Origin of the sequence: Arthrobacter sp. GMC3, assembly GCF_002929305.1 — a bacterium.
GTDB lineage: Bacteria > Actinomycetota > Actinomycetes > Actinomycetales > Micrococcaceae > Specibacter.
The window spans coordinates 1-23,090 of record NZ_PJIO01000022.1 but is presented as its reverse complement, the minus strand read 5'-3'; the positions used below and the strand labels follow the sequence as shown (position 1 = coordinate 23,090).

At 60.5% G+C, this 23,090-nt stretch carries 21 protein-coding genes; 19 read left to right on the top strand and 2 right to left on the bottom strand.

Going from position 1 to position 23,090, the window contains the following annotated elements; genetic code table 11:
- Positions 1-109: 109 nt before the first annotated feature.
- From rho to CXQ94_RS20350, 4 genes are all read left to right on the top strand, one after another.
- Complete coding sequence (gene rho, locus CXQ94_RS20365) at positions 110-2,320, top strand: transcription termination factor Rho (protein ID WP_181034329.1); 2,211 nt, start codon at positions 110-112, stop codon at positions 2,318-2,320.
- Between the two features lie 242 nt (positions 2,321-2,562).
- Positions 2,563-3,639, top strand: a complete 1,077-nt coding sequence (gene prfA, locus CXQ94_RS20360) for a peptide chain release factor 1 (protein ID WP_104092425.1) — start codon at positions 2,563-2,565, stop codon at positions 3,637-3,639.
- Positions 3,629-4,492 carry a peptide chain release factor N(5)-glutamine methyltransferase gene (prmC, locus tag CXQ94_RS20355; protein WP_104092424.1) on the top strand — a complete coding sequence of 288 codons (864 nt, stop codon included), beginning with the start codon at positions 3,629-3,631 and terminating at the stop codon, positions 4,490-4,492. Before prfA ends, prmC begins: the two co-directional genes overlap by 11 nt.
- Before the next feature lie 72 nt (positions 4,493-4,564).
- Positions 4,565-5,392: an L-threonylcarbamoyladenylate synthase gene (locus tag CXQ94_RS20350; RefSeq protein ID WP_104092423.1), complete on the top strand. Its 828-nt coding sequence runs from the start codon at positions 4,565-4,567 to the stop codon at positions 5,390-5,392.
- Positions 5,393-5,417: 25 nt separating this feature from the next.
- On the opposite strand, the gene CXQ94_RS20345 is transcribed toward CXQ94_RS20350, so the two are convergent.
- Positions 5,418-6,389, bottom strand: coding sequence for a glycosyltransferase (locus CXQ94_RS20345; protein WP_181034325.1), 972 nt, complete (start codon positions 6,387-6,389; stop codon positions 5,418-5,420).
- Positions 6,386-7,285, bottom strand: coding sequence for a glycosyltransferase family 2 protein (locus CXQ94_RS20340; protein ID WP_104092421.1), 900 nt, complete (start codon positions 7,283-7,285; stop codon positions 6,386-6,388). Before CXQ94_RS20340 ends, CXQ94_RS20345 begins: the two co-directional genes overlap by 4 nt.
- 272 nt (positions 7,286-7,557) lie before the next feature.
- Between CXQ94_RS20340 and CXQ94_RS20335 the strand changes: the two genes are divergently transcribed.
- The 15 genes from CXQ94_RS20335 (at position 7,558) to CXQ94_RS20265 (ending at position 22,912) form a co-directional block, all read left to right on the top strand.
- A complete protein-coding gene (locus tag CXQ94_RS20335; RefSeq protein WP_306418922.1) occupies positions 7,558-9,345 on the top strand; it encodes a nucleoside-diphosphate sugar epimerase/dehydratase in 1,788 nt (595 codons plus the stop codon).
- The gene (locus CXQ94_RS20330; protein ID WP_258067277.1) at positions 9,342-10,391 is read left to right on the top strand and encodes a glycosyltransferase family 4 protein; all 1,050 of its coding nucleotides are present in this window, start codon (positions 9,342-9,344) and stop codon (positions 10,389-10,391) included. Before CXQ94_RS20335 ends, CXQ94_RS20330 begins: the two co-directional genes overlap by 4 nt.
- A 120-nt stretch (positions 10,392-10,511) precedes the next feature.
- Positions 10,512-11,021, top strand: a complete 510-nt coding sequence (locus CXQ94_RS20325; protein WP_104092419.1) for a hypothetical protein — start codon at positions 10,512-10,514, stop codon at positions 11,019-11,021.
- A complete protein-coding gene (locus tag CXQ94_RS20320) occupies positions 11,011-11,262 on the top strand; it encodes a hypothetical protein (RefSeq protein WP_104092418.1) in 252 nt (83 codons plus the stop codon). Before CXQ94_RS20325 ends, CXQ94_RS20320 begins: the two co-directional genes overlap by 11 nt.
- A gap of 94 nt (positions 11,263-11,356) precedes the next feature.
- Entirely contained in the window at positions 11,357-12,169 is an 813-nt protein-coding gene (gene atpB, locus CXQ94_RS20315; RefSeq protein WP_258067276.1) for a F0F1 ATP synthase subunit A, read from the top strand.
- 90 nt (positions 12,170-12,259) lie between these two features.
- Positions 12,260-12,475, top strand: a complete 216-nt coding sequence (locus tag CXQ94_RS20310; RefSeq protein ID WP_038463392.1) for an ATP synthase F0 subunit C — start codon at positions 12,260-12,262, stop codon at positions 12,473-12,475.
- Between the two features lie 74 nt (positions 12,476-12,549).
- A complete protein-coding gene (locus CXQ94_RS20305; protein ID WP_181034324.1) occupies positions 12,550-13,104 on the top strand; it encodes a F0F1 ATP synthase subunit B in 555 nt (184 codons plus the stop codon).
- Positions 13,104-13,919: a F0F1 ATP synthase subunit delta gene (locus CXQ94_RS20300; protein ID WP_104092417.1), complete on the top strand. Its 816-nt coding sequence runs from the start codon at positions 13,104-13,106 to the stop codon at positions 13,917-13,919. The genes CXQ94_RS20305 and CXQ94_RS20300 overlap by 1 nt, the downstream gene beginning before the upstream one ends.
- Positions 13,920-14,030: 111 nt before the next feature.
- Positions 14,031-15,668 carry a F0F1 ATP synthase subunit alpha gene (gene atpA / locus CXQ94_RS20295; protein WP_104092416.1) on the top strand — a complete coding sequence of 546 codons (1,638 nt, stop codon included), beginning with the start codon at positions 14,031-14,033 and terminating at the stop codon, positions 15,666-15,668.
- A gap of 71 nt (positions 15,669-15,739) precedes the next feature.
- On the top strand, positions 15,740-16,633 hold the full coding sequence (locus CXQ94_RS20290; protein WP_104092415.1) for a F0F1 ATP synthase subunit gamma: 894 nt from the start codon (positions 15,740-15,742) through the stop codon (positions 16,631-16,633).
- 51 nt (positions 16,634-16,684) lie between these two features.
- The gene (atpD, locus tag CXQ94_RS20285; RefSeq protein ID WP_104092414.1) at positions 16,685-18,142 is read left to right on the top strand and encodes a F0F1 ATP synthase subunit beta; all 1,458 of its coding nucleotides are present in this window, start codon (positions 16,685-16,687) and stop codon (positions 18,140-18,142) included.
- A gap of 2 nt (positions 18,143-18,144) precedes the next feature.
- Positions 18,145-18,435, top strand: coding sequence for a F0F1 ATP synthase subunit epsilon (locus CXQ94_RS20280; RefSeq protein WP_104092413.1), 291 nt, complete (start codon positions 18,145-18,147; stop codon positions 18,433-18,435).
- A 10-nt stretch (positions 18,436-18,445) separates the two neighbouring features.
- Positions 18,446-18,877: a DUF2550 domain-containing protein gene (locus CXQ94_RS20275; RefSeq protein WP_104092412.1), complete on the top strand. Its 432-nt coding sequence runs from the start codon at positions 18,446-18,448 to the stop codon at positions 18,875-18,877.
- A gap of 88 nt (positions 18,878-18,965) precedes the next feature.
- The gene (locus tag CXQ94_RS20270; protein WP_104092411.1) at positions 18,966-20,303 is read left to right on the top strand and encodes an alpha/beta hydrolase family protein; all 1,338 of its coding nucleotides are present in this window, start codon (positions 18,966-18,968) and stop codon (positions 20,301-20,303) included.
- Complete coding sequence (locus CXQ94_RS20265; RefSeq protein WP_104092410.1) at positions 20,303-22,912, top strand: rhomboid family intramembrane serine protease; 2,610 nt, start codon at positions 20,303-20,305, stop codon at positions 22,910-22,912. The genes CXQ94_RS20270 and CXQ94_RS20265 overlap by 1 nt, the downstream gene beginning before the upstream one ends.
- Positions 22,913-23,090: the final 178 nt, after the last annotated feature.

Genomic DNA, 23,090 nt, shown 5'->3' with positions numbered 1-23,090 from the left:
TGATTTCCCTGCCCCAACCAGTGCGGTTGCGGCTTCGCAGTTGACTTTAATCATCGCGACCCCGTCTAAGGGGTTCGCCATCGAGGGGGAAGGATCCTTCGTGACAGAAATTCTTACTTCAGCCGCAGGTACCAAAGCAGCTGAGTTGAATGACACCGCAAAATCAGCAGGAACCGCCAAGTCGGCTGGTTTGGCTGGTTTGAAATTGGCTCAGCTGCAGGCGCTTGCCGGCCAGCTGGGCATCACAGGCGGCTCCCGCTTGCGCAAGGGCGATCTGGTGGATGCCATCTCGGCCCACCAGCGCGGCTCTTCCGTGGCTGACCGCCCGGCCCGTGCCGCCAAGGCCGAGCCCGCCGCCGCACCGCAGACCCAGGTTGAGGCTCCCGCAAAGCGCACCACCCGCGCCAAGGCCGAGCCCGTAGCAGCAGAGGCTTCCGAGCCTGCTGTTGCGCCTGCCACCACCGACGCCGCTGAGCGCCCCGCACGTGGCCGTGGCCGTAGCCGCCGCGCCGCCAGCAGCGACGGAATCATCACCACGGACGCCGGCGCACCGGCCGTTGTCGTCGCCACCGAGGCAGCCGCACCCGCAGCCGTTGAGAGCGTCGACGCCGGCACGGATGCAGACGGTGAAGCCCGTCGTCAGCCGCGTACGCGCAACCGACGTGCACAGGGAGGCGGGCGCTCCGCCGACGCCACCGAGGGCGCAGTTGAGGCTCCGGCGCAGAAGCCGGCCACCAACGGGGAGAGCAACCAGGGCGAGAATGCCTCGGAGGAATCCGCTGAGCAGGGTGAGCGGAATTCGCGCAACAACCGCAACAACCGCAACCAGCGCAACAACGACCGTGCAGAGCGCGCTGGTTCAGAGCGCACAGCCGGCGACCGCGCCGGAAACGACCGTACCGCGGGCGACCGCAACGTCAACGAGCGCAACGACGACGAAGACGGCTCGCGGAACAACCGCAACCGCCGTAACCGTCGGGACCGCCCCGTAGCCGAAACCAATGACCGCAACGATCGTGGTGACCGCAACGACCGCGGCAACAACAACCGTAACGATCGCAATGATCGCAACGACCGTTTCCGTGACCGTAATGATCGCCGCCGCGGCCGCACCCAGGGCCCGGACTTCGACGACTCCGAGGTCACCGAGGACGACGTACTGCTGCCCGTAGCCGGTATCTTGGACCTGCTGGACAACTACGCGTTCGTCCGCACCTCCGGTTACCTGCCCGGCTCCAACGACGTCTACGTTTCCCTGTCCCAGGTCAAGAAGTACAACCTGCGCAAGGGCGACGCCGTCGTCGGTGCCATCCGTGCACCGCGCGAAGGCGAAGACCGCAGCCAGGCACAGACCACCCGCCAGAAGTTCAACGCTTTGGTGCGCGTTACCAGCGTGAACGGCAAGAACCCGGACGAGCTCAAGGACCGCGTCGAGTTCTCCAAGCTGGTGCCGCTGTACCCCTCCGAGCGTCTGCGCCTGGAAACCGATCCCAAGAAGATCGGCCCGCGTGTTATCGACCTGGTTGCCCCCATCGGCAAGGGCCAGCGCGGCTTGATCGTGTCCCCGCCCAAGGCCGGTAAGACACTGATTCTGCAGTCGATCGCGAACGCCATCACCATCAACAATCCTGAGGTTCACCTCATGATGGTTCTTGTTGACGAACGTCCCGAAGAAGTCACCGACATGCAGCGCACCGTCAAGGGTGAGGTCATTGCCTCCACCTTCGACCGCCCGGCCGATGACCACACCCAGGTTGCCGAACTCTCGATCGAACGCGCAAAGCGTCTGGTCGAAATGGGTATGGACGTTGTTGTCCTGTTGGACTCCATGACCCGTCTGGGCCGTGCCTACAACAACTCCGCACCGTCCTCCGGACGCATCCTCTCCGGTGGTGTGGACTCCGCAGCACTGTACCCGCCCAAGCGTTTCTTCGGAGCAGCCCGCAACATTGAAAACGGCGGCTCACTGACCATCTTGGCCACGGCGCTGGTGGAAACCGGTTCCAAGGCCGATGAGGTCATCTTCGAGGAGTTCAAGGGCACCGGCAACATGGAGCTCCGTCTGTCCCGCCAGCTGGCTGACAAGCGCATCTTCCCGGCCGTTGACGTCAACGCCTCGGGTACCCGTCGCGAAGAGAACCTGCTTTCCCCGGAAGAGGTCAAGATCATGTGGCGCCTGCGCCGCGTGCTCTCCGGCCTGGAAATGCAGCAGTCCCTTGAACTGCTCACCTCCAAGATCCGTGAGACGCAGTCCAACGTCGAGTTCCTCATGCAGATCCAGAAGACCACCCTGGGTTCGAAGGCAGAACAAGACAAGTAGCTAGGCACAAGAGGCGGGGCCGTACATTACTGTGCGGGCCCGCCTCTTCGCGTTGGTGCGGTGGCTTGCTCCGGCGGAGGATCAGCATTCCCTCGGTCGCTATCCGACTGACGGCCGCGGGCGGCCTTACAGTCTCCTTTACGCGGCCTACGGAAACGCCGATCCACCGCCTTGGTTGTTGCCCCGCACCTATGCTGCAGTAATCTTCAGTAGACTTGACGTACGTCGAGAGAGGTTTTGAAATGTTTGAATCCATCCACGGGTTGCTTGATGAGCACGCCGAGTTGCAGATGCGCCTCAGCGACCCCGCTGTGCACGCCGACCAGTCGTTGGCCAAGAAGCTGGGACGCCGGTACGCCGAGCTCAGTGGCGTGGTGGAGGGCTACCACCAGGTTGAATCGCTCAGCGATGATCTGGAAGCCGCCAGGGAAATGGCCTCCGAGGATCCCGAATTTGCCGCCGAAGTGCCCGTCCTGGAAAAGCAGCTTGCCGCCGCCCAGGAAAAGCTGCGCCGCCTGCTGATCCCGCGCGATCCCGACGACGGCCGTGACGTCATCCTTGAAGTGAAGGCTGGCGAAGGCGGCGACGAGGCGGCACTGTTTGCGGCCGACCTGGTGCGCATGTACACCCGCTACGCCGAAAACCGTGGCTGGAAGACGGAAATCATTTCCGCAACCAGTTCCGACCTAGGCGGATACAAGGACATTTCTATTGCCGTCAAGGGCCGCTCCAACGATCCGGCCGAGGGTGTTTTTGCGCGCCTGAAGTTTGAAGGCGGCGTGCACCGCGTGCAGCGCGTTCCGGCCACGGAATCCCAGGGACGTATTCACACCTCTGCTGCCGGCGTGCTCGTATTGCCTGAAGTTGATGAGCCGGAAGAGGTGGACATCAACCAGAACGACCTCAAGATTGACGTCTACCGTTCCTCTGGTCCCGGTGGTCAGTCGGTTAACACCACCGACTCCGCCGTGCGCATTACCCACTTGCCTACGGGCATTGTGGTGGCCATGCAGAACGAGAAGTCACAGTTGCAGAACCGTGAGGCCGGCATGCGCGTGCTCCGCGCCCGTATCCTGGCACACCAGCAGGCAATCGTCGACGCCGAGAACTCCGCCGTGCGCAAGTCTCAGATCCGCACCATGGACCGCTCCGAGCGCATCCGCACCTACAACTACCCTGAGAACCGGATTGCAGACCACCGCACCGGGTACAAGGCCTACAACCTTGACGCCGTCATGAACGGCGACCTGGAACCCGTGGTGCAGTCGGCCATCGAGATGGACGAGCAGGCACGATTGGACGCACTGGGTGACCAGTAGCCTCGCCGATGCTGTAGAGGGTGCGACGGCGGTCCTTGCGGCCGCTGGAGTGCCGTCTCCGGCCGTGGATGCGCAGCTGCTAGCTGCGCATCTGCTGGGCGTGAGCCGTGGCGAACTCGCGGCGATGCTATTTGGCACGACTGTGGCACCTGACGGCTACGACGCCCTCGTGGCGCGTCGTGCTGCCAGGGAACCCCTGCAGCACATTACCGGCACCGCGTACTTTAGGCACCTGGAGCTTGCCGTGGGCAAAGGTGTCTTTGTGCCGCGCCCCGAAACTGAATCCGTGGTGCAGCTGGCCATCGACGTATTAACACAGCTGCACCAGGAACGCGGTGACGGGGCGGTCAGCATTGCTGCCGACCTTGGCACAGGGTCCGGGGCCATTGCTGGGGCCTTGGCCACCGAGGTCCCCGGGTGCAGCGTGTTCGCCGTCGAACTCAGCGAGGAGGCCTACCCGTGGGCGGCAAAGAATCTTGCTGGCACGGGCGTGACCCTAGTGCAAGGGGATATGCGAGAGGCCTTTGCGGAACTGGATGGCGCCGTGGACGTGGTGGTCTCCAACCCTCCGTACATTCCCGCCGATGCAATTCCACGGGATATTGAAGTTCGCCTGCACGATCCCCATATGGCCTTGTACGGCGGGGGAGCGGACGGCATGGAAATGCCCACAGCTGCCGCAGCAACGGCCGCCCGGTTGCTGCACGCCGGTGGCTATTTCGTCATGGAGCACGCTGAGGTTCAAGCTGGCCAAATGGTGAAGCTGCTTGCCGAAAGCGGAAACTTCGAGAACATCCAAAGCCATACAGATCTGAACGGGCGGGACCGAGCCACGAGCGGGTACCGCCGCTAACTCCATGTCGCAAAGCGTTGTGGATGGGTAACGCGTTCCTTGTCTTGGGCGCAGTAGTGAAAGAATGAGCCAGTGAGTACCACTTCGTATAACTGCACCAATGAAGCCCAGCGCGCCGAAGGTCTGGCGCACGCCCAGAAGGCCATCGCGGCCAAACAGCTCGTTGTCATGCCGACCGACACCGTCTATGGCATTGCCGCAGATGCGTTCTCGCCGCAGGCAGTCGCCACCTTGCTGGCGGCCAAGGGCCGTGGTCGCAATATGCCCCCGCCCGTGCTGATTCCTCGGATTGGCACCATGGAGGGCCTGGCCACAGACATTCCCGACGACGCCCGCAAGCTCGCGGAGAAGTACTGGCCGGGTCCGCTGACCTTGATCTTCCATGCCCAGCCGTCGCTGACCTGGGACTTGGGTGAAACTGTGGGGACGGTGGCCCTGCGCGTGCCCGATGACCAGCTTGCCCTGGACTTGTTAACGTTGACCGGTCCCTTGGCTGTTTCAAGTGCCAACCGTACCGGGCAGCCCGCCGGGCAGACTGCGTCACAGGCCCGTGAGCAGCTGGCCGAGTCGGTTGAGGTTTACCTGGAATCCGGCTTCAGGCCGCTTGAAGGCACCGAGGCTGTTCCCTCCACGATTGTCGATGCCACTGGTCTGCGCCTTCGCGTTGTTCGTGAGGGAGCCATCTCCCTGGCCGAGATTCAACGCATGATCCCCAGCGCGCTGGGCAACGAGCCGGAACCGGAAATCTGGTCGCCGCCAAGCCTGGAAAAGACTGAAGCGGAAGTAGCAGACGCTGAGACTGCAGCAGAACCAGAACCAGAACCAGAACCAGCGGCAGCCACCGATACGGCCGCAGAACCGGTGAGCCTGGAAAAGAAGGCTTCGGAGTCCGCTGAATAGGTCCAGACTTCTGCGCTGACCTGCCCTACGCGTCGCCCTTCAGCGCTGGCATGGGCGTCCACGTGGTGTCAGCCAGGATGGTTCGTGATTCCCGCCAGCCCCGCCACAACTTCCCAGTGCCCCGCAGCGTCTTTTCGACGGCGAGCAGGCGTAGGATCTCCTTGGTCGCGGTGAGGGCGGTGCCCACCGCGAAGCCCGCGGGGTTGTATTTGCCGTGCGCGCGCAAATAGTGGGCCACCAGCCCGCGGTTGCGCATCACATAGAAGCGGCTCAGATCCGAGGAGTCGTTGAGGTGGCGAATGCCTAGATCTATGCTGCGTTGAGCCCTGGCCTTGTGCAACACAAAGGCGTTGACGTACATGACAGGGCGTTGCAGCGCGATGAGCCAGCCGTAAATGGCGTCATCCCAGGTGATGAAGAACCGTGGATCCGGCAATCCCACATCGGCTACGGCGTCGGCATGCACCAGCATGCCCTCAAAACAACCAACGTTGGTGGAGAATTCGTCGCTGTCCTTGAAAACGTCGCCCGCTACGGGCAGATGAATGCCCAGGAAGTTGTTGAACTTGTGCTGCCAGAAGAACGGCTGACCCTCGGCGTCGTAACGGCGCCCCACGACGGCATCGTACTTATCCATCCACGGGCCCAAGGCGCCGATGGCGTCGGGGACGGTCGTGACGTCGTCGTCCATCAACCACATCCACTGGGCGCCTTCGGCCAAGGCGCGCTCAACGCCAGCAGAAAAGCCGCCGGATCCTCCGACGTTCTCCGCCAACTGATGCATCAACACCGGCACGGCGGTGGGCAGTGCGGCGAGCCTGGCGGTGGCTTGCCCGACGACGTCGGCGGTGCCGTCAGTGCTGGCGTTGTCGACGACGATCACCCCGTCCGGGGCAGGGGAGAGCGCGGCGACGGATTCAAGCAGCTCTGCAAGGTAGTCGCACCGGTTAAACGTGGTGATGACGATGAAGAACTGCTCCCTGCGGCCCAGACTCAAAACTTCTGGTCCTTCAGCGGCCCAAACTTTGCACCGCGCAAACCGGCGCCGTAGGTGCCAGCCCACTTGAACAGGCCCTTGACGTCGCCCCTTTTCAGGAAATACAGCGGGTATCCCACCACGTCGGCCACCAGGGAGCGGACCCTGCGGTGCTTGCGGGTGAGGTAGCCGCGATTGCGGTAGTAATAGAACCGCTTGAAGGGTGTTTCCGGTACCAGGACATGGAGCCTGTCACCGATCAGCTCGTGCACCTCGCCCCAGCCGACCGGGTGGGTCAGCGCCACGGTGGTGACAGTGCCGAACCTGACCTTGGCCTGGCGCAGCCGCAGCATGAAGTCGACCTCATCGCCGCGGATGAACAGGCGCACATCCGGCAGTCCCACCTTGAAGAACACGTCGGTGCGAACCAGGGCGCCATTGAAGAACTGGCCCACGTTCTCAATGAAACCCAGTGGTTCCACATCAGAACGCTCATGAGTCAGATGGCCGTCTAGGCGGAACGGGAAGGAGAGTTTCTCCGGCTGGCCGGGGGCCACAATCAAAGGGACAACCACGTCCAGGCCGCGGCTTGTGGCCGCTTCCAACAGCGTGGCCAGGCAGTGCGGGTCTTCGGGATGGGCGTCGTCGTCCATAATCCACACCCACTGCGCCCCGGAGGCGATGGCATTCAGGATCGCCAGGGAGAAGCCACCTGCCCCGCCCAAATTCGCCAGGGAGCGTACATACGTCACAGGCGCGGGGGCCTCTGCAGCGATTTTCTCGACGTCCTGCGTGCCGGAATCGACCAGCGCAATGGCGTGAGGGGTGTGAGTTTGCTGCGAAAGGGCGCCCAGCAATATGCGTACGTCCTCTGGCCGGTCAAAGGTGACGGCGGCCACGGCCACGGTATCTTGCAAGTGAGGATCCTCTCGGCCGGTGCGGAACGCGCACGGCACGGCTAATTCAGTGAGTAATCTTTGAAGCGATTACTATTCATTAATAGCTTCCACTTTAGTACAGCCTGCTTGCAGTGGGCTGTCGAGGCAGATGACCGCAAACCGCGCGCCGCAAGACCGGGCAGAAAACGGAAATACGAATCACGTTGAACATCTCGAGCAAGCCAGCACCCAGAGGCACTTCCACAGACGGTGAACGCAAACCGCGTTTGTGGCTGTGGTCCCAGGCAATCTTGGACTCACTGGCATGGGCTTTCGCTCTGTTGCTGGCCGCGTTATTGCGGTATGAGCTCGATGTTCATCTCATCAACTTCCCCGGCATGGTGGCACTCATCGCTGTGGCCATTGCCACCCAGCTCATCGCAGGCTGGTCGCTTTCCTTGTACCGCGGCAGGTACACCTTTGGCAGCATCCACGAAGCCCGGGCGCTAGTTGCCGTGACGTTGATCGTCGCAGCCGTGACAAGTGTCTTCTTGTTCTTGACCATTGGCGAGCTTGGCATTGCTCGCTCTATCAGCGTCATCGCGTTCCCGTTTGCCGCACTTTTGATGGCGGCGGTGCGCTATGCCAAGCGGCTCTACGTTGAGGGCAAGCCCACTTTTGGTGAGGAAGCCCAAAAGACCCTGATTTATGGTGCCGGTTTCCTGGGCAACTCGCTGGTGACCCGTATGGTCCAGGACCCGGAGTCGCCGTACGTTCCCGTGGGCCTGGTCGACGACGACCCCACCAAGAAGCACCTGCGCCTGAGCTCCGTGGGCGTGCTGGGGCAGGGTAGCGAGCTTGCCGAACTCATCAAGCGCACCAAATCCACCGTGGTGGTCTTGGCCATGGGGCACCTGGATGCTAAAAGGATCCGGGAAATCTCCGACAGTGTTTCGGGCCTGGGCGTAAAGGTGTTGGTGCTGCCGCCCCTGCAGGAGATGCTCACCACCAACACCAACCGGGACAGCAAGGGAGGTCTGACCGACTTCCGCGAGATCGATGTCCAAGACCTGATTGGCCGTAGCCCTGTGGACATTGAGGTGGAACAGATTGCCGGTTACATCCGGGGCAAGCGCGTTCTTGTCACCGGCGCCGGCGGTTCCATTGGATCGGAGCTTTGCCGGCAGCTAAACGGTTTTGGTCCCGCAGAATTGATCATGCTTGACAGGGATGAATCCGGCCTGCAGCACACCCAGCTGTCCATTGTGGGGCACGGGCTGTTGCAGGATGAGAACATTGTGCTGGCCGACATCCGGGATGAGCAGTCCCTGAACGAGATCTTCGCCAAGCGCCGGCCCGAGGTTGTTTTCCATGCGGCTGCGCTCAAACACGCGCCGCTACTGCAGATGTACCCCAAGGAGGGGTGGAAAACCAACGTCCTGGGCACCTTGAATGTGCTCACCGCCGCACGCAGCGTGGGCGTGGAGACCTTTGTCAATGTCTCGACCGACAAGGCAGCAAGCCCCACCACGGCGCTTGGCCATTCCAAGCGGGCCGCCGAGAAACTCACCTCGTGGATGGCCAGCGAAACGGGCAAACGTTATGTTTCGGTACGGTTCGGCAATGTCATTGGCAGCCGCGGCTCCATGCTGCCCCTGTTCACCGAGCAGATCAACAAGGGCGGTCCTGTCACCGTGACGCACCCGGATGTCACACGCTTCTTCATGACCATCCCCGAGGCCTGCCAGCTGGTTATCCAGGCCGGGGCCATCGGCCACGGCGGGGATGTGCTGATCCTTGACATGGGGGAGCCCGTTCGCATCATGGACGTGGCCGAGCGCATGATTGCCATGTCCGGGAAGGACATCAAGATCGAGATCACCGGCCTGCGCCCGTCGGAGAAGCTGCATGAGCAGTTGACGGGCGACGACGAGGTCAAAGATCCAGACGGTCACATCAAGATTTCGCACACCCACGCCCGCCCGCTGGCCCCCTCCGAGCTCAGCTTGGAGCTGTGGCTGCAGCGCTGCCAGGATGAGGCGGGCGATGATGCACCCAGCATTGACGAGTCCGACGGCGACGTGGCGGCGGGGGCATGATGACTACGGGAGCCGGGATTTTAGTAGCTGGAACTGCGCTGGCACTGGCGTTGTTGCTGCCGTTGATAGTCCGTCCTTTGCTTTTCAAGGCCGGGATGTTCGATGTTCCCAACGCCAGGTCCTCGCACCAGAGCCCCACCATTCGGGGCATGGGAATTACGACGGCAGTAGCGCTGGTGGCCGCTCTCCTTGTGGCAGTCTTCGCCCCTCAGGGCAATGTTGACCCCGAGCGGGCGCGGGCCACTCTCATTGTCATTTTGCTGGTGGCGCTCTGTGCCGCGGCCATTGGCTGGGTCGAGGACGTGCGCGGCCTGGGCATCAAGGTCAGGGCTTCACTCCAGCTGGGCGTGGGAGCGCTGGCCACGGCGGCCGTGGCCATCATTGACCCGGGCGCCCAGCAGTTGTGGTGGATTCCGGCCGGCGCCATAGCCGTTGCCGCCTACATCAACGTCACCAACTTCATGGACGGCATCAACGGCATTTCCGGCACCCACGGCCTCCTGGTGGGCGGTTTCTATGCTTTTGCCGGGGTCCTGACAGACCTGCAGTGGTTGGTCTATGCCGGCGTTGCGATCGCCTGCGCATTTGCCGGGTTCCTGCCCTGGAACCTGGGCAAGAACAAGGTCTTCCTCGGTGATGTGGGCAGCTACCTTTTGGGTGCCGCAATTGCCGTTACGGCCATGGCGGCGTTCCTGGCCAAAGTTCCGGTGGAATACATTTTTTCCCCCGTGCTGGTCTATTTGGTGGACACCTTTGTGACGTTCCTGCGCCGGCTCCTCGCCGGAGAGCGGTGGTATGCCTCACACCGCCAGCACGTCTACCAGCGCCTGAACATTGTGGGACTCAGCCACCTGCAGGCCACGGGCGTAGTGTGCCTTGCTACGGTCCTGGTCAGCATCCTGGGCATAGTCGCGGCACAGGGTGAACGCCCGGTACAGATCCTCGCCACTGCCGCCTGTGTACTGGTGGTTCTGGCCTATTTGAGGACCCCCACATGGTTTCAGCGCCTACTGCGGAGCAGGGCTGGCAAAAATGTTTCCAGCTAGAGCCATAGCTGTCCTCAAGTCGGATTCCAGTTCTATCTCATGTAGAATTTGTTCCGGTGACAATTTTCGTTCGCCATCTCCCGCTATTGCGGGCAAAACTACCTGACCGATGGAGTTCCCATGAAGGACAAAGGCGCCCAAAACGGTGCTGCACGAGGCGCAATTACGGCCTCGGGTCCCTCTGCGAGCCCCAGCTGGAACATCCTAACGAAATGTTTACTCGTAGGTGTTCCGGGCCTCGTTGTCATGGTTGTTTTGGCACTCATTTTTACTGATACGCATGGAGTGCTCAGCGTGTTGTTTGGCTCCCTGCTGGTGATGGCCTTCTTTGGCCTGAGTCTGCTGGTGGGCCACATCTTCAGCAAGAGGATGCCAACGGCTGTCATGGGCGTCTTTGTGATGACCTATTTTGTTAAAGTCGTGGGTTTCGCTGCAGTGCTTTTTGCGCTCGGCACGCCCACCTGGTTGAACAAGCCTTGGTTCGCCGGGGCCGCCGTCGCCAGTGTTTTGCTGTGGCAGGCCACCGAGGTGATTGTCTTTAGCAAGCAACGGTTCCTTGTGTTCAATGAGGATGTATCGGGAACCACCTCCGCACCGGATGACTCAAAGGACACTCCCAATGGCCGATGAGAATGAACCGAACCCGCAGCCTGACCACGTTGTCATGCCGCGCAATTCGAATGCCGGAAAGCTGGACTATACCTACATTATTGGCGGAATTCTGCTCTGGTGTTTGATAGGGTGGGGACTGAACTTTCTATTGCATACTGGCTGGATTGTTTTTGCTGCTGCTCCGATTGGGGCGGTGTGCGGCTATTTTCTAGCCCGGCATCATCAACGGCACGGCAGCCAGGATGAGGGCCGGAAGTAATGAAAGCCACCATCAGACTTTTTCACGGTGCTGACCATCTCTTGATGGGCCACCACACTTGCCCTTTGACCGAAACTGCAGAGAGGACAGCGCGTTGACCGCGTTTGCGCTTCCGATGGCCTCGAATGACGGTGGCTTCATCCCACCCACAATTAGTGACACCCACGTCCCAGATATCCTCCCGTGGATGGCCGAATATGGCACTGGGTTCGGCAAGCAGATGCTACTGGTCATCTTGTCAGTGGTATTGATCGCTTGGTTCTTTAAGGTCGCGATCCGAAAGCCTAAATTGGTTCCGGGTCGAGTCCAGTTCTTTGCCGAAGGCGTTTACAGCTTCGCCCGCAACACTGTTGGCCGCGACATCATGGGTGAGAAGAACTTCCGCCCGTGGATCCCGCTGCTGTTCTCGGTGTTCACGTTTGTGTTGCTGAACAACCTCTTCGGAGCGATCCCGTTCTTGCAGATCCCTTCCTTCTCCCACGCAGGCAGCGCTTATGCGCTTGCCGCGATCATCTACTTCACGTGGATCGGCGTCGGCGTGCAGAAGCACGGGATCCGCTACTTCAAGCTGGCAGTTGTTCCCACCGGTGTCCCCGGCTGGATCCTGCCGCTGCTGGTGCCGCTGGAAATCATCTCCAACTTCATCGTCCGACCCCTGACGCACTCCTTGCGTCTGATGGCGACGATGCTGGCCGGCCACATGATTGTGGTCCTGGCAGGCAGTGGTGCCGCGTACTTGATCACCCAACAGGACAACATCTTGCTCAACGCCACAGGCGTGGCAGTGATTGCCGGTTCGGTCGCCATGTACGGACTGGAACTGTTGATCATGGTTTTGCAGGCGTTTGTTTTCACCCTGCTGACAGCGATCTACATCCAGGGCAGCCTGGAAGCTGACGCTCACTAATTTTTCACCAGCAATACCAAAAAGTTTTCCTCGAATAAAGAATCACCTCACAACCTGCCGGCACAATGCCGGTATCTTGAAAGGAACGAAATGGAACTCCACGGCTCGCTCAACATGATTGGCTACGGCCTGGCAGCTATCGGTTCGGCTATCGGCGTAGGCATGATCTTCGCCGCCTACATCAACGGTGTAGCTCGCCAGCCGGAAGCACAGCGCATCCTGCAGCCCATCGCTTTGCTTGGCTTCGCCCTTGCAGAAGCACTGGCCATCCTTGGCTTGGTCTTCGCCTTCGTCGTTGGTGTCTAGTCCAAACGACTTTCGAATCCTGTTATAAGGATCCGTTGTCCACGGACAAATATCAGATTAAGGATTAGTGAGAAATGATTACCGCAGAAGTAATCCTCGCTGCTAGTGAGGGTGCTAACCCGCTCCTGCCAAACTGGTGGGAAGTTCTTGTCACCGCGGTGGCTTTCGCTGTCCTGCTCTTTGTGGTGAAGAAGTTCATCGCACCCGCCTTTGAGAAGTCATACACGGACCGTGTAGAAGCAATCGAGGGAGGGATCGAGAAGGCGGAAGAAGCCCAGGCTGAAGCCAACGCACTCTTGGAGCAGTACAAGGCGCAGCTGATGGAAGCTCGTACCGAGGCCAACAGCATTCGCGAAACGGCACGTGAAGAAGGTGCCCAAATTCTGGAAGACCTGAAGGCGAAGGCGGCAGAGGAATCTGCCCGCATCACCGCTCAGGCCCAGGTTCAGATTGAATCCGAGCGCGTTGCCGCAGTGAACTCCCTCCGCACCGAGGTTGGCACACTGGCAACGTCACTGGCAGGCAAAATCGTGGGCGAAGCCCTCGAGGATGATGCACGTTCCAACCGCGTGGTTGAGCGTTTCCTGGCCGATCTGGAAAACCAGCAGAACGCGGGTGTATCGAAGTAATGGCAGGTGTATCGAGCACGTCATTGGCAGCGGCACTTGCGTCGTTGGAACCCAAGCTTGCCACGGCGTCAATCACATTGGCCCAGGATCTCTTTGGAATCCTGGGACTCCTTGACAGCAACGCAGGACTGCGTCGCGCCTTGACTGATCCGGCTCGTGAGAGCGGTGAAAAGGCCGCCCTGGTCTCTACTCTCATCGGTGGCAAGGTCAGCCCGGAAGCAGAATCTGCTTTCGCCGGACTGGTTGCCTCCCGCTGGAGCTCGGCACGTGACATTGGCGATGCATTGGAAGTCTTGGCTGCAACATCGGCGATAGCAGTTGCTGAAGGTCAGGGTGACGGCTCTGCCAACCTGGACAAGCTTGAAGAAGAACTCTTCACGTTTATCCGCGTTGTTGGGTCCAGTCATGATCTGCAGCGTGCACTTGATGATGCGCAGGCAACGGACGCCGCCAAGAGTGCCCTGGCACTGAAGGTTGTTCCGAACGCCAGCGCCGTATCTGCGCTGTTGATCCGCCAGGCCGTAGTGTCCCCCCGGGGACTGAAGCCCACGGCACTGGTGCAACGTTTCGTGGAATTGGTTGCCAAACGCCAGCAGCGCTGGATTGCCTCCGTCAGTGTCACCCGTGACCTGAGCGCAGAACAATTCACCCGCCTGCAGGCCGGCTTGAACAATCTCTATGGTCGCCAATTGAAGATCAACGTCAATATCGACCCGACATTAGTCGGCGGAATCAAGGTTGAAGTGGGGGATGAGGTTGTTGACGCAACCGCAGCCACCCGTTTGGCCGAGCTTCGCCGCCGGTTGGCAGTCTAGGAAACATCCGTTTCCGCAACAGCCAGTCCACAACAGACTGAATCAAACATTTCGGTTGCCGTCTCTTTTCTTTTAGACGGCGACCACAACTTAGGAGAGCAGGGACTGCAGATGGCCGACTTGACCATCAATGCCGACGACGTCCGCAATGCCTTGAATGAGTTCGCAGCGTCCTATGAACCGGGCAACGCAGAGCGCGTCGAGGTTGGCCGCGTCACCACGGCAAGTGACGGCATTGCCAAGGTAGAGGGACTTCCCTCTGTCATGGCCAACGAGCTGCTTCGTTTCGAAGACGGCACACTGGGCCTCGCCCAGAACTTGGACACTCGCGAGATTGGTGTGGTCGTCCTTGGCGACTTCGCCGGCATCGCCGAAGGCCAGCAAGTTCACCGCACCGGGGAGATCCTCTCCGTGCCGGTGGGCGACAAATTCCTTGGCCGCGTCGTTGACCCCCTGGGCCAGCCGATCGATGACCTGGGTGAAATTGAGTCCGAAGGCCGCCGCGCCCTCGAACTTCAGGCACCTGGCGTTACCGAGCGCAAGTCGGTTCACGAACCGCTGCAGACCGGTATGAAGGCCATTGACGCAATGATCCCGATCGGCCGTGGCCAGCGCCAGCTGATCATCGGTGACCGCCAGACGGGTAAGACGGCCCTGGCCGTTGACGCCATCATCAACCAGAAGGCCAACTGGGCCTCCAACGATGTCAAGAAGCAGGTTCGCTGCGTTTACGTAGCAATCGGCCAGAAGGCATCAACCATTGCCGCCGTTCGCCAGACCTTTGCGGATCACGGTGCCTTGGAGTACACCACCATTGTGGCCTCCCCGGCATCTGACCCGGCCGGTTTCAAGTACTTGGCACCGTACGCCGGTTCGGCCATTGGCCAGCACTGGATGTACGCCGGCAAGCACGTTTTGATCGTGTTTGACGACCTGTCCAAGCAGGCTGAAGCCTACCGCGCCGTTTCACTGTTGCTGCGTCGCCCGCCGGGCCGCGAGGCATACCCGGGTGACGTGTTCTACTTGCACTCCCGTCTGCTCGAACGTTGTGCCAAGCTCTCTGATGCGCTCGGTGCAGGCTCGATGACTGGTCTGCCGATCATCGAAACCAAGGCAAACGACGTCTCGGCCTACATCCCGACCAACGTCATTTCCATCACTGACGGCCAGATCTTCTTGCAGTCGGACCTCTTCAACGCCAACCAGCGTCCCGCCGTGGATGTGGGTGTCTCTGTCTCCCGCGTTGGTGGTGCAGCACAGGTCAAGGCTATGAAGAAGGTTGCCGGTACTTTGAAGCTGGAACTGGCTCAGTACCGTGACATGCAGGCATTCGCCATGTTCGCCTCCGACCTGGATGCTGCTACCAAGCAGCAGCTGACACGTGGTGCGCGCTTGATGGAACTGCTCAAGCAGGGTCAGTACGCTCCGTTCCCGGTCGAAAACCAGGTTGTTTCAATCTGGATGGGCACCAACGGCTACCTGGACAACGTCCCGGTTGAAGACGTATTGCGCTTCGAGACCGAGTTCCTTGACCACCTGCGTCATCGCACGTCGATCTTGACCACGTTGGCTGAAACCAACCTGCTCGAGCCCTCGACGGTTGACGCGCTCAAGTCCAACATTGTCGACTTCAAGAAGGGCTTCTTCGCGGAGGGCGACGACCACTTGGTTGGCGCCGGCCACGAAGAGTTCGGTGCACTTGCTGCCGAGGACGTCGACCAGGAAAAGATCGTCAAGCAGAAACGCTGACACCATCCCCCACTTAGCTTGTCGGTCCGTGAGGACCGGCAAGCTAAGTAAAGGACAAGGAAAGGACAAACATGGGAGCCCAGATACGGGTTTACCGCCAGAAGATCTCATCGACCACGTCGATGCAAAAGATCTTCAAGGCGATGGAACTTATCGCTGCGTCCCGCATTGGAAAGGCACGTGTACGTGTCACGGCGTCATTGCCGTACTCCAATGCGATCACCCGTGCCGTTTCTGCCGTTGCGTCCCAGTCCGAGGTCGACCACCCGCTGACCACCGAGCCCGCACAGATCCGCCGGGCTGCGGTATTGGTAATGACTTCAGACCGTGGTCTTGCCGGTTCCTACTCCGCCAGCGTTTTGAAGCAGGCAGAGCACCTTATCGAGTTGCTGCACGAAGAAGGCAAAGACGTCACGACCTACCTGGTCGGCCGCAAGGCTCAGGCATACTTTGACTTCCGTGGCCGCGAATACGCCAAGGTATGGACCGGTGGAACTGACGCCCCGGAATTTGAAACTGCACGTGAACTTCGCGAGGCCCTGCTGCAGGACTTCGCAACAGACTTTGAAGAGGGTGGCGTGGATGAGATCCACGTCGTCTACACCCAGTTCAAGTCAATGGTTGTTCAGGAGCCGACAGTCATTCGTCTGCTACCGCTTGAAGTTGTTGAGGAAGAAGTAGAGTCCTCATCCGATCTGTTGCCGCTGTACGAGTTTGAACCGGAGCCCGCAGACGTCCTGGACGCTTTGTTGCCGCGGTACATCGAATCACGCATCTTCTCCGCACTGTTGCAGGCGGCAGCTTCCGAGCTCGCTGCACGCCAGCGGGCCATGAAGACTGCAGGCGACAACGCAAGCGATCTGATCAAGAAGTACACGCGACTTCGTAACAACGCCCGGCAGGCCGAAATTACGCAGGAGCTCTCCGAGATTGTTGCGGGCGCTGATGCGCTCAACGCCTCTTAGCAGCCCCATCCAAACTTATTCAATGCCATCCACACAAGTGAAGTGAGAGAGATGACTGCCCAACTTAACGAGCAGGGAACCGCTCCGAAGGCCGGTGCCACAGGCCGCATTGCGCGCGTTATCGGCCCGGTTGTCGACGTCGAATTCCCGGCTGACGGCATTCCCGCCATTTACAACGCCCTCGCCACCGAGATCACTCTCAACGGTGAGACCAAAACCATCACCTTCGAAACCAGCCAGCACCTCGGAGACGGCCTCATTCGCGCCATCTCCTTGCAGGCTACCGACGGCCTTGTCCGCGGTACCAGCGTGCGGGACCTCGGAGCACCCATCACCGTGCCCGTGGGCGACGGCGTCAAGGGCCACATCTTCAACGTTTTGGGCGAGCCCCTGGACGTGAAGGAATCGGAACTGAACATTTCCGAGCGCTGGCCCATCCACCGCAAGCCCCCGGCTTTTGCCTCACTCGAGGGCTCCACGGAGATGCTCGAGACCGGTATCAAGTCCATTGACTTGCTCACCCCGTACATCAAGGGTGGAAAGATTGGTCTGTTCGGTGGTGCCGGTGTCGGTAAGACCGTTTTGATCCAGGAAATGATCACCCGTGTGGCCCGTAACTTCGGTGGTACTTCGGTATTCGCCGGTGTTGGTGAGCGCACCCGTGAAGGTAACGACCTTTGGGTTGAAATGGAAGAAGCCGGTGTTCTCAAGGACACCGCGCTAGTCTTCGGCCAGATGGATGAGCCGCCGGGAACGCGTTTGCGCGTTGCCCTCTCGGCACTGACCATGGCTGAGTACTTCCGTGACGTGCAGAACCAGGATGTGTTGCTCTTCATTGACAACATCTTCCGTTTCACGCAGGCCGGTTCCGAGGTTTCCACACTGCTGGGGCGTATGCCTTCAGCTGTGGGTTACCAGCCGAACCTCGCCGATGAGATGGGCCTGCTCCAGGAGCGCATCACCTCGACCAAGGGTCACTCGATCACGTCCATGCAGGCCGTCTACGTGCCTGCTGATGACTACACCGACCCGGCCCCGGCCGCGACCTTCGCCCACTTGGATGCGACCACGGAACTTTCCCGTGAAATCGCTTCCCGTGGTCTGTACCCGGCCATCGATCCGTTGACTTCCACCTCACGTATCCTTGACCCGCAGTATGTTGGTCACGCACACTACAACACCGCTGTGCGTGTCAAGCAGATCCTGCAGAAGAACAAGGAACTCCAGGACATCATCGCGATCCTCGGTATCGACGAGCTCGGTGAAGAGGACAAGATCGTTGTATCGCGTGCTCGCCGCATCCAGCAGTTCCTCTCGCAGAACACGTACACTGCCAAGCAGTTCACCGGCGTCGAAGGCTCCACGGTTTCCATTGCGGACACCATTGAAGGCTTCACCGCGATCTGCGACGGCGACGTGGACCACATTGCCGAGCAGGCGTTCTTCAACATCGGTGGCATGGACGATGTTGAGCGTCAGTGGGCCGAGATCCAGGAATCGACGAAGTAAATATGGCTAACCTCGAAGTTGAAATCGTAGCGGCCGACCACGCTGTGTGGTCTGGCGCAGCGACCCTTGTGAAGGGGTTTACCAGCGAGGGCGAGATCGGCATTCTTCCCGGTCACGCTCCGTTGCTCGCGGTTTTGGCGCCGGGCTTGCTGGAGATCGCACCCGTGGACGGCGGCCGTTTCTCGGTTGACGTTGACGGTGGCTTCTTCTCCGTTGACAGCAACCGGGTCGTGATCGTTGCTGATGGTGCCCGTCTCCAAGACGGCACCGCAGCAAACGCAGGGATTCGCTAGCAATCAATTGATGAACGAACTCGGTATGCCGTTCATCGTCCTGGCAGGAGCATTCCTGCTGGTGATCATTACACTGTGCCTGTTCGGGGTGCGCCGCATGCAATTGCGGCGCGCCCTGGGCACCGTGGACGCCTCCATCTGCCTGGCGAACAATCGCTGGGCGATGGGGGTTTGTCGTTATCAGGAGTCGGACCTTGAATGGTTCCGGCTTCTTTCGTTAAGCCCCCTCCCGCGCCTGAAAATGGTGCGCAGTTCGATCGTGATGGTGGGCCGCCGCGCACCCACGGAAGCCGAACTCACAAGAGTCCCGCCCGACGTCGTCATTGTCATGCTTGAGTACAAGGGCTCCCAAGTCCTGCTGGCCATGAAGTTTGGCGCCTACGCCGGGCTATCTTCCTGGCTGGAAGCAGGCCCCGTGGTGGGCATTGGCACGTGGCGCTGACTCCCAGCTTTCTATGCGAATTCCCAGCTAGAGTCATAGACGTTGGCGCCAGGTTCGGGATTATTGGAGTAGAAGTAGCGGTGTTGCAGTGAATTTTGTGTACGGTCTGAGCCTGCTCTCCGGCCCACTTCCCATCATCTCGGTCATTCTTGGTGGAGTGGCCCTCGCCTTTCTCGTGGTCCGGCGCAGCGTCAAGTGGTGGCTGTTTGCGCTGGTCTGCGCCGGCCTTGCGGCTGCTGTGAGTTTTGCCGGCGGCTGGGCCGTCATCCATCTCTGGTATTGGTGGCCAGAGGACCTGCCCAACACGGTCTTGTTGTACGTCGGGATTATCGTGTGGGCCGTGTTCTTGGGGTGCGCGACGGCGGTGGGCGGTTTGATGCGGCATCGTCGCTCGGGCGCGGGCACCCTGCGCACCTCGGTGGTGCGTGCCACCGCAGCCGTCGCTGCCATGGCCATCGTTGCGACAGTCGGTGCCCTGCAAATTAACGCCTACTTCGGCCAGTACCCAACAGTGGGCAGCTTGGTTCAGGGGCCTCCCGTCCTTGCGCAGGGAGTGCCGCATGCGGCACCTGCAGAAACTTCCCAGCGTTTCATGAAATCGTCTGTGGCCTCCCGGTGGTCCGTTTCCAGCGCGCCAGACGCTCAGGGCGAGGTTCGCTCCGTTGACATTGCCGGAAAACTGTCGGGTTTCCACGCACGCAACGCAGTGGTGTACCTGCCGCCTGCGTATTTTTCGCCAGACCGTCCGTTGCTGCCGGTTCTGGTCCTTGTCAGTGGTCAGCCGGGGTCGCCAGAGTCCTGGCTGTCGGCGACAAATCTGAAATACGATCTTGACCTCTTTGCCGCCAAGCATGACGGGCTCGCACCGGTTGTGGTCATTCCTGATCCCAACGGAAGCGATCAAGCCAATACGATGTGCATGAATTCCGAGCTCGGCCAGGCTGACACCTACATGGCCAAGGACGTCCCAAACTGGATCAATTCTCATCTTGACGTGGATTCCAACCCGGCACATTGGGCCGTGGGCGGGTTCTCCTATGGTGGTACCTGCGCGCTCCAAATGGTGACCCGGCATCCGGATATCTTCCAATCATTTGTGGCCATTTCGCCCGAGCAGGAACCTGCCCTGGCTGCCAGCCGGCAGGTAACCATCGACAAGGCCTTTAACGGGAACACAGCAGCGTTCGACGAGGTCCTGCCGCTAACACTGCTGGCCAAGAACAAATACCCCGACGTGCAAGGACTGTTCGCCTCCGGGCGTTCGGATTCCATGTACAGCGAGAACATTACGGTTCTGGAGCGGGCAGCCCACAAAGCAGGCATTGAAAGCTCCAGGGAGTCATTCCCCGGCGGACACTCATGGGCTGTTGCCAACGCGGCGCTGCCCTCGGCGTTGCGCTTTCTAGAGGGCAGGCTCGGCTTTTAATGAGCACTGCTGACCAGGCGCCTACGGGTGCCCTTCCCCGGGATCCCCGACGCCGGGACACCCTGGCCCGGGCGTTGGCTGCCGGGGCGTGGGTCCGCCGGGTTCCCTTCACTCTCGCCATCATCGTTGGCACCATCGTTGTGCGATTCGCCTCCGGTTCGCCGTTGGGGAACCTACATGCCGCCGCTAGCGATCCTTGGGGCTTTCAAAGTCATGACCTCCTGGACGGGCAGTGGTGGTCAATTTTTACCACCGTGTTTCTGAGCGCCAATCCAGGGGCCTTGCTTGCCGCAGTTGTGGTCTTGGCGGGTGTGCTCGGATTGGCGGAAACCACCATGGGCACGAGGCGCACGGCCGTTGTCTTCTTCGCAACCCAGGTTGTCGCCGTCGTCCTCTTTGCCTTGACGGTCGAGATCGGTGTGGCCGTACATCTGGAATGGCTCGCCGGCATGAGCCAGGCCAGCCTGCTGGGCCCCTTTGCCGCGGCTGTGGGGACGCTGATGGCCGCCAGCCGCTTGATCAGCATGATGTGGCGACGGCGGGTGCGCGCGTTGACCATCGCTGCCGCATTGATGCTCTCGCTTTACGTGGGGCACGCCCAAAACCTGGTGATCTTGCTGGGGGCGGTGGTGGGGTTGGTCATGGGCATGGCACTGCTGCCCGCACCAAGGGTGTCCATCATTGCGCGGTCCACCAGCCGCGAGGTGCGGACCAATCTTGCCATTGTTGTGGCGGTTTTTGCGATGGGCCCGCTCATTACGATTCTGGTTCACGCCCCTGTGGGGCCGCTGGCGGTGATGCGAAACCTGATTGTGAACCCGGTTCCCACCCTGGCCCAGATACAGGGCAGTTGCACCGCCGCGGAACGGGGCTGCCACACCTTGACCCACGGCTCCGGCATGCTGGGGCCAGGCGGCCATCTACTGGCACTGATGCCGCTGCTGTTGTTGCTGGTGTGCGCCGAGGGACTGCGCCGGGGGAACCGATTCGCGCTTTGGACCGCCGTCTACCTACACCTTGTCATCGGGGTGGTTAGCGGCATCTACCTGCAGGTCTTCGCCGGATTCGGCATGCCGTTGCAGCGCGGACGCCGGATCATCAGCTTTGACGCATCATTGTGGGAGGTACTGCCGGTGGTGTTGGTGCCGTTCCTGATCGCGGCCCTGCTTGTCGTCTTCCGGCGGCACTTTCGCATTGACCCCGACCCGGCCTTGCGCCGTCGTGCCTTCGTCTTGCTGCCGCTGCTACTGGGCGCGTTCGTGGTGCTCTACGCCGTGGCCTGGGTGGCGGAGGGAAACGCCAACGGAGAATACGGGCTCCTAGCCCTGGTGGCGAGCCTGCCTAAGATTTTGCTGCCCTATCCATTCCCGTTCAGCTATGGCGCGGCCGTGTACCCGCACGGCTTCTTTTCTACTCTGCTTTTCAGTGTGGGCGGAGCGGTGTTTTGGCTGGCCAGCCTGCTGAGCGTGTTGGCACTGGTGTTGAGTCGGCGTGTCTTGGAAGGCGCTCCCGGCAGTAGCGACAAGGCACGCGCCGCGGTACTGGTCCGCCGTGGCGGGGATTCGTTGTCCTGGATGACCCAGTGGGCCAACAACGACTACTGGTTCAATGCCGCAGGAACCGTCGCCATTGCCTACCAGGAACACTTTGGTGTTGCTGTGACAGTGGGCGGCCCCATTGGCGAAAAGGACCACTATGAGGCCGCGCTAGATGAGTTTCTTCAGCACTGTGCGCAGGAATCGTTGACGCCATGTTTGTACTCGGTGACGGATGAACTCTGGGCCCCCTTGCGCGAGCGGGGATTTAGACGTGTTTCGGTCGCTTCGGAGACGTTGCTTGACATCCAATCCATGGAATTTAAGGGCAAGGACTGGCAAAACGTCCGCACTGCCATGAACAAGGCAGCCAAGCTGAAGATCACCCCGCTATGGAAGCGCTACTCCGAGCTGCCCACCGGAATGCGCACCCAAATCCATGAAATCTCCGAGGAGTGGGTGTCGGGGAGGGCCCTTCCGGAAATGGGCTTCACCCTGGGCGGGGTGAACGAACTTAAAGACGACGCGGTCATGCTGTGCTTGGCGGTGGAGGAGAATGGGCGCATCCACGGGGTGACCAGCTGGTTGCCCGTGTACTCCCACGGTGAAGTGGTCAGCTGGACCCTGGATTTCATGCGCCGCAACACCGATGCCTTTAACGGCGTCATGGAATACCTGATCGCCGAGGCGGTTCTCTTCTTCAAGGACCATGTCGCCGCGATTTCATTGTCGGGATCGCCACTGTCGACAAACCCTGACGTTGAAGGAGACGGGGGAGAGGCTTCGGAGGAGTCCGGCGCGCAAGCCCACGAGCAAGAGCCGCTGCACCCGTTCGCCTCTTTGGAGGATTCCTCCATGGAGCGGATCCTGGGCTTGTTGGCACGGACCCTGGAGCCTGTGTACGGCTTTGCGTCTCTGGCCCACTTCAAAAGCCGGTTCAAACCCAGGCATCGCACGCTCTACATGATGTACGAGGATGCGTTGTCGTTGCCGGCTATCGGGCGTGCCGTGGGCGAGGCCTACATGCCCAACGTCTCCGTTCGACAGTTGGCTAGGCTCCTACGCAAGTCCTGACCAAATACAGGCGATCTTATGAACCAGGTACACGAACTGCCGGGCTGAGCCACCAATTCGTTTGTTAGAATAAATGTTCTTGAATTCTATCTTTGTTTCTCTTGAAATAGGTTATGTGTTCTATTAGAATGGTGGTATGAGCAGTCGGGTGCATGACCCCGGACGCCGGGGTGGCGAC